This window comes from Stenotrophomonas sp. NPDC077659 (genome assembly GCF_050268705.1).
Taxonomy (GTDB): domain Bacteria; phylum Pseudomonadota; class Gammaproteobacteria; order Xanthomonadales; family Xanthomonadaceae; genus Stenotrophomonas.
This window is the reverse complement of record NZ_JBNNHG010000180.1, coordinates 1-6,586: the sequence shown is the minus strand read 5'-3', so window position 1 is coordinate 6,586 and position 6,586 is coordinate 1. Positions and strand designations below refer to the sequence as shown.

The 6,586-nt window shown below is 67.6% G+C and carries 6 protein-coding genes; 4 read left to right on the top strand and 2 right to left on the bottom strand.

Going from position 1 to position 6,586, the window contains the following annotated elements; translation table 11 throughout:
- Together ACQKDV_RS17585 and ACQKDV_RS17580 are read right to left on the bottom strand one after the other, a co-directional pair.
- Positions 1–615 (bottom strand): TCP-1/cpn60 chaperonin family protein (locus ACQKDV_RS17585; protein WP_427785451.1); only part of this gene is annotated, 615 nt, incomplete at its 3' end.
- Between the two features lie 80 nt (positions 616–695).
- A complete protein-coding gene (locus ACQKDV_RS17580) occupies positions 696–983 on the bottom strand; it encodes a co-chaperone GroES (protein ID WP_079223700.1) in 288 nt (95 codons plus the stop codon).
- A 322-nt stretch (positions 984–1,305) separates the two neighbouring features.
- Here ACQKDV_RS17580 and ACQKDV_RS17575 point away from each other — a divergent pair, with 322 nt between their 5' ends.
- The 4 genes from ACQKDV_RS17575 (at position 1,306) to ACQKDV_RS17560 (ending at position 6,431) form a co-directional block, all read left to right on the top strand.
- On the top strand, positions 1,306–3,114 hold the full coding sequence (locus ACQKDV_RS17575) for an endonuclease (protein WP_427785450.1): 1,809 nt from the start codon (positions 1,306–1,308) through the stop codon (positions 3,112–3,114).
- Between the two features lie 67 nt (positions 3,115–3,181).
- Entirely contained in the window at positions 3,182–3,520 is a 339-nt protein-coding gene (gene cutA, locus ACQKDV_RS17570) for a divalent-cation tolerance protein CutA (RefSeq protein WP_427785448.1), read from the top strand.
- A complete protein-coding gene (locus ACQKDV_RS17565) occupies positions 3,517–5,877 on the top strand; it encodes a protein-disulfide reductase DsbD domain-containing protein (RefSeq protein WP_427785446.1) in 2,361 nt (786 codons plus the stop codon). Before cutA ends, ACQKDV_RS17565 begins: the two co-directional genes overlap by 4 nt.
- Positions 5,874–6,431 carry a TlpA family protein disulfide reductase gene (locus ACQKDV_RS17560; protein WP_427785444.1) on the top strand — a complete coding sequence of 186 codons (558 nt, stop codon included), beginning with the start codon at positions 5,874–5,876 and terminating at the stop codon, positions 6,429–6,431. Before ACQKDV_RS17565 ends, ACQKDV_RS17560 begins: the two co-directional genes overlap by 4 nt.
- The last annotated feature ends 155 nt before the right edge of the window (positions 6,432–6,586 follow it).

Here is a 6,586-nt window from a genome sequence, read left to right as displayed (position 1 = left end):
AGCTGGGTCGATATCGCCGGCCCGGACGGCAGCCCGGTCGAGAAGGCGCTCATCAGCCTGGTGGAAATGGCCCGAGCCTTCTTCAACGGTGATGACGCCTTCCTTGCCGACTTCCTTCATCGCGTCAGCGATGATCTGGCCGATCGACTCGTCCGAGTTGGCCGAGATGGTACCGACCTGGGCAATGGCCTTGTCGTCGGCGGTCGGCTTGGAGATGTTCTTCAGCTCGGTGACGGCGGCCACGACGGCCTTGTCGATACCGCGCTTGAGGTCCATCGGGTTCATGCCGGCGGCAACGGCCTTGGCGCCTTCGCGGATCAGGGCCTGGGCCAGCACGGTAGCGGTGGTGGTACCGTCGCCCGCGTCGTCGTTGGTGCGCGAAGCGACTTCCTTCACCATCTGCGCGCCCATGTTCTCGAACTTGTCAGCCAGTTCGATTTCCTTGGCGACGGACACGCCGTCCTTGGTGATGGTCGGAGCGCCGAAGCTCTTTTCCAGCACGACGTTGCGGCCCTTCGGGCCCAGGGTGGCCTTGACGGCATTGGCGAGAACGTTGACGCCGCGCACCATGCGCGAACGGGCGTCTTCACCGAAACGAATATCCTTGGCAGCCATTGCGATTACCTCGATGTTTGCGCCGGGCAGGCCCGGCGACGAAAAGGGATGTCTTACAGGAAAGCAGGTCGCGCCGAGGCTCAGCCGATGATGGCGAGCACGTCGTCTTCGCGCAGGACCTTGTACTCGACGCCTTCGCTCTTGTACGAGCTGCCGGCGTACTGGCCGTAGATGACCTTGTCACCCACCTTCAGCGACGGGGCGCGCACGGTGCCGTTGTCCAGAGCCTTGCCCGGGCCGACGGCCACGACTTCACCCTTGGTGGACTTTTCCTTGGCCGAATCCGGAATGACGATGCCACCGGCGGAGATTTCGTCGGCTTCGATCGGCTTGACCACAACGCGGTCGTGCAGCGGCTTGATGCTCATGAGAGACCTCTTAAGTTATTGATTGGTCTAAAAAAGTCCGGCGATGTTAGCACTCACCACAGATGACTGCCAGCATTGCTCGTGAAAAAGCCCGACAGGTCGGGAGCAGGACAGAGATGGAGCTGCCTGCGGGCCTTTCAAGCCCCGCCGTGGAAAAATTTTTGACGGTGCGCTGCGGCGGCGGAAGGGTGACTGGACGGACACGTTGGCGCATTTTTGGTGACCCACGTCGCAGTGTCAGATATCTGGCGTTCAGTTACGACAAAGTGTCACGCGTTCGGCCTTAGGCTCGCCCGGCATTCCCAATCACAAGGAGTAGTCGATGCGTTTGCTGTCCCCACTCGCCGCCGCCTGCCTGCTGGCGCTGGTCGCCGCGCCGGCCCAGGCCGAGGTCTTCATCAACGAACTGCACTACGACGACAGCACCCCGGCCGGTGACGTGGGCGAAGCCATTGAAGTGGTCGCCACCGCCGGTGAGGACCTGTCCGGCTACCGCCTGTACCTGTACAACGGCGCCAACGCTTCGGCCGCCGTGGTGTATGCCAACAACCCGGTGCCGGCCGGCACCGCCGCCGGCTGCGGCAGCGCCACGATTGCGGTGGTCAATTACCCGACCAACGGCCTCCAGAACGGCCCCAACGACGGCATCGCCCTGGTCGACGCCAGCGGCAAGGTGGTCCAGTTCCTCAGCTACGAGGGCGCCATCACCGCCTCCGGTGGCCCTGCCGCAGGCATGACCAGCCAGAACATTCCGGTGGCCGAGACCAACAGCACCGCGCCGGGCACCTCGCTGCAGCTGACCGGCAGCGGCAGCCAGTACGCCCACTTCACCTGGGCCGAGTCGGCCGGGCAGACCTTCGGCCGCTGCAACGCCAACCAGACCTTCAGCGGTGGTGGCGGCACCCCGGGCCCGAATACCCCGCCTTCGGTCAGCACCACCACCCCGGCACAGGGCAGCAGCACCTTCCCGGCCGCGGCCGATCTGGAAGTGGTGTTCAGTGAAACGGTGACCCTGGCCAGCGGTGCCTTCGCCCTGAACTGCGGCAGCTCGGGCAGTGTGCCGCTGACCTGGCCCACCAGCGGCAAGACCGTGAAGCTGTCGACCAACACCGCCCTGGTGGCCGGTGAGGCCTGCCGCTTCGACATCCGCGCCGCGCGCATCACCGACAACCAGGGCGCGCACCCGGCCGTCGACAGCCGCATCGCCTTCACCGTGGCCAGCACCACCGGCAACCCGGACCCTGGCAATCCGGACCCTGGCAATCCCGGCGCACCGGCGGGCTACTACTCCAGGGTCAACACCTCCAGCCCCAGCCAGCTGCGCTGCTCGCTGCACGAGACCATCAAGGGCCACACCGCGTACCCGTACAGCGGCTCGGGCACCAGCACCTGGACCATCCTGGAAATTGCCGACGAAGACCCGAACAACAGCGGCAAGATCCTCGACGCCTACCGCAACCACAGCTACACCAAGGTGAGCGGTCGTGCCGGCACGGGCAGCGGGCTGACCTACAACCGCGAGCACACCTGGCCGAACTCGCTGGGCTTTGCCAGCACCACCGGCGACAAGGGCCTGCCGTACGCCCCGTACACCGACACCCACATGCTGTACCTGACCGATGCGCAGTGGAATGCCGACCGTGGCAACAAGCCGTTCGGCAAGTGCGATGCCAACTGCGGCGAGCGCGCCACCGAGGCCAACAACGGCCAGGGCGGCGGCAGCGGCGGCTACCCGGGCAATTCCAACTGGGTGCGTACCCCCGACGGCAACACCGGCACCTTCGAGGTGTGGGGCAAGCGCAAGGGCGACATGGCGCGTGCGGTGATGTACATGGCCATCCGCTATGAAGGCGGCAAGGATGCGGCCACCGGCCAGTCCGAACCGGACCTGGAACTGACCGACGACCGCAGCAGGATCGTCAAGACCAGCAGTTCGCCGGCCTACATGGGCCTGCTGTCGACCCTGATCGACTGGCACCTGTCCGACCCGCCGGATGATGCCGAGCGTGCGCGAAATGACGTGATCTACAGCTTCCAGGGCAACCGCAACCCGTTCATCGACCACCCCGAGTGGGCGACCCCGGGCCTGTTCACCTCCGCAAAACCGGCCACCTGCCAACTGGCCAACTGACCGCGCAACGCAGCGGTTCGTGCCGCCGCCGGGCCCTGACCCGGCGGCGGCCCTATACTCGGCGGTCATGTCGACCGTCGATCCTGTCCTGCTGCTGTTGACCACCTGCCCGGACCGGGCCAGTGCCGAGCGCATCGCGCACGCACTGGTCGGCGAGCGCCTGGCCGCGTGCGTCACCCGCCTGGACAGCGCACAGTCGACCTACCGCTGGCAAGGCGAAATCACCACCGACGCTGAACTGCAGTTGCTGGTGAAGACCACGGCGAGCCGCGTTGATGAGGCCATCGCCCGCATCGTCGAACTGCATCCGTATGAACTCCCGGAGTGCATCGCGGTCGAAACCCTGGCCGGCCTGCCGGCGTATCTGGACTGGATCCGGGCGCAGACCCGGGAGGACACCGATTGATGAAGTTGTTTGCCCGTGGCGCCGTGCTGTGCGCCCTGCTGTGGCTGGCCCTGCCGGCCTTCGCGCTGGATGAGAAGGACCTGCTGCCGGTCGACCAGGCATTCGCACTGACCGCCAGTGCGCCCGAACGTGGCCAGATCCAACTGCAGTTCAAGATCGCCCCCGGCTACTACCTCTATCGCCACCGCACCAGCGTCAAGGCCGACCCGGGCTTCAACGCCGGTGCGCTGCAGATGCCGGCCGGCAACAAGCACCACGACGATTTCTTCGGCGATGTGGAAACCTACCGCGAGCGCCTGCAGGCTGCCCTGCCAGGCGCCCCCACCGATGCGGCCGGCACCATCAGCCTGGAAGTGCGCTACCAGGGCTGCGCCGACGCGGGCGTGTGCTACCCGCCGCAGAAGCGCGTGGTGCAGGTGACCTTGCCCGGTGGCGGTGGCCAGGCCGCCGTGCCCACCGCGCGCGCCACCGGGGTCACGCCCTTCAACAACCCGCTGGCCGGTACCGGCGGTGGCCTGCGCCTGCCCGGCGCCAGCAACACCCAGGCACTGCCGCTGCCGTCGGAACAGGCCTTTGGCTTCGACGCCATCGCCAGCGATGGCAATACGCTGCTGCTGCGCTTCAGCCCTGCGCCGGGGTATTACCTCTACCGTGACCGCACCTCGCTGAAGCTGGAAGGCAGCCCCGGCGTGCTGGCCGACAAGCCACGCTGGCCAGCCGCACAGTCGCACCGCGACGAGCACTTCGGTGATGTCTCGGTGTACTTCAACCAAGTGGAAGTACCGCTGCCGCTGCGCCGTACCCGCACCGAAGCCGTGGACAGCACCCTGGTGGTGACGTTCCAGGGCTGCCAGACCGATGGGATCTGCTACCCGCCGATGACCCGCCGGGTGAAGCTGTCGATCCCGGCCGGCACATTGGCCGCCGCCGGGAATGCCGGCGTTGCGGCGGCCCCCGCCCCGATCAGTGACAGTCCGCGCGCGGAGGCCGATGGGACGCCGCGACGCCTGCTGCCGACCGTGCCGAACAGTGCCGCCGACGCTGACGCCGACGGCATCACTGCGGCCGGTGCCGATGCCTTCGCCGCCGATGCGCAGCAGGACAACGCCAGGCGCAGCAAGCCGCCGGGCAGCGTGCCCAGGACCGACAGTTCGCTGCTGTGGGTGCTGCTGCTGGCGCTGGGCGGTGGCCTGGTGCTGAACCTGATGCCCTGCGTGCTGCCGATCCTGTCGTTGAAGGTGCTGAGCCTTGCGCAGAGCGGTGAAAGCGCCGAACGCGCCCGCAGCCATGCCATGTGGTACACACTGGGCGTGCTGGTGGCCTTTGCCGTGATCGGGGCGCTGATGGTCGGCCTGCGCATGCTCGGCAATGCCGTCGGCATCGGTTTCCAGCTGCAGCATCCGGGCGTGGTGGCCGCACTGGCCTACATCATGTTTGCCGTCGGCCTGAGCCTGTCCGGCGTGTTCACGATGGGCGGTGGCATCGGCAACTTCGGCCAGTCGCTGGCCCGCCGCAGCGGCCCTGCCGGAGACTTCTTCACCGGCGTGCTGGCCTGCGTGGTCGGCAGCGCCTGCGTCGGTCCGTTCTTCGGCCCGGCCGTGGCCTATGCGTTCGTAGCACCGCCCGTGGCGGCAATGCTGGTGTTCCTGTTCCTTGGCCTGGGCCTTGCGCTGCCGTTCCTGCTGATCGGGTTCGTGCCGGCGCTGGCCCGCCGCCTGCCCAAGCCAGGCCCGTGGATGGAAACGCTGAAGCACGTGCTGGCCTTCCCGATGTACGCCGCCGCTCTGTGGCTGCTATGGGTGCTGGGCAAGCAGCGCGGCGTGGACGGCATGGCACTGGCCCTGGGGGGCCTGCTGCTGCTGACGGCCGGCCTGTGGCTGTTCGAGACCAGCCGCTGGCGCAGCCGGCGGGGTGCCAGCCTGCTCGGCCTGCTGCTGGCCCTGGCCGCGCTGGGCCCGGTATGGGGCGTGACCCGACTGGCCCCACCGGCGCGTGCGGCCCAGGCAACCAGCGACAACGTGGTGGACTATTCGCCGCAGATGCTCGACCGCCTGCGCGCGGACAACCGCGTGGTGTTCGTCAACATGACCGCCGACTGGTGCGTGAGCTGCAAGGCCAACGAACGCGCGGTGCTGTCACGTCCGGAGTTCAAGGAACTGCTCAAGCGCACCAACGCGGTGTACATGCGTGGCGACTACACCAACGTCGACCCGCAGATCACCGCCTTCCTGGACGAGCACAAGGCCGTGGGCGTGCCGCTGTACGTGGTGTACGGCCCGGGCGCACCGCCGACCGTGCTGCCGACCCTGCTGAGCCAGGCGCTGGTGGAAGAAGCGCTGCTGCGTACCGCCCGATGAAGTGGCAACGGCCGGCACTGCTGTGGACAGCGGTGCTGGCCGCCGGCCTCGGCCTTTGGGCGGGGCACCGGTTGACGCCGCCGCCTGCACCGCCGGCTTCAGCACCTGCTGCTGTAGGGCCCCCGATTCCTGCCCTGCGCAGGGGGGATGCCTTGCCGGCGCTGGTGCTGCCCGGCGTGGACGGGCAACCGCTGGATCTGCGCCAGCGTTTCATGGGCCGGCCACTGCTGGTGAACGTGTGGGCCAGCTGGTGCGGGCCGTGCATCGAGGAAATGCCTGAGCTCGCCCGCTTCGCTCAAGCGCAAGGCACCGATGGCGTGCAGGTACTGGGCCTGGCACTGGATACGCCGGAGGGCGTGGCTGGATTCCTGCAGCGCGTGCCGGTGGGCTACCCGATCGTGCTCCACACCCCCGGCCCGCGCGACGCCAGCGTGCAACTGGGCAACGCACAAGGGCTGCTGCCCTACAGCGTGCTGTTCGATGCACAGGGGCGGATGGTGAAGGCGAAGCTGGGGCCGTTCGCGCACGGCGAGATTGCGGGCTGGGTGGAGTGAGGGGGGTTCTGCAGGGCTTGCAGCCCTGCACCTGCTTGCAAGCCAAGGCAACGGCCAAAGCCAGAGCGGCATTCCGTGGGATGGCAGGGCACTGTGGGTGTGCGGGGACGGCGCAAGTACGTCCATGTAGCCTTGGTCGCCGCATCCATGCGGCT

Coding starts and splice junctions, on each gene's coding strand:
- ACQKDV_RS17575 (WP_427785450.1), top strand. CDS start 1,306: ATGCGTTTGCTGTCCCCACTCGCCGCCGCCTGCCTGCTGGCGCTGGTC.
- cutA (WP_427785448.1), top strand. CDS start 3,182: ATGTCGACCGTCGATCCTGTCCTGCTGCTGTTGACCACCTGCCCGGAC.
- ACQKDV_RS17580 (WP_079223700.1), bottom strand. CDS start 983: ATGAGCATCAAGCCGCTGCACGACCGCGTTGTGGTCAAGCCGATCGAA.
- ACQKDV_RS17560 (WP_427785444.1), top strand. CDS start 5,874: ATGAAGTGGCAACGGCCGGCACTGCTGTGGACAGCGGTGCTGGCCGCC.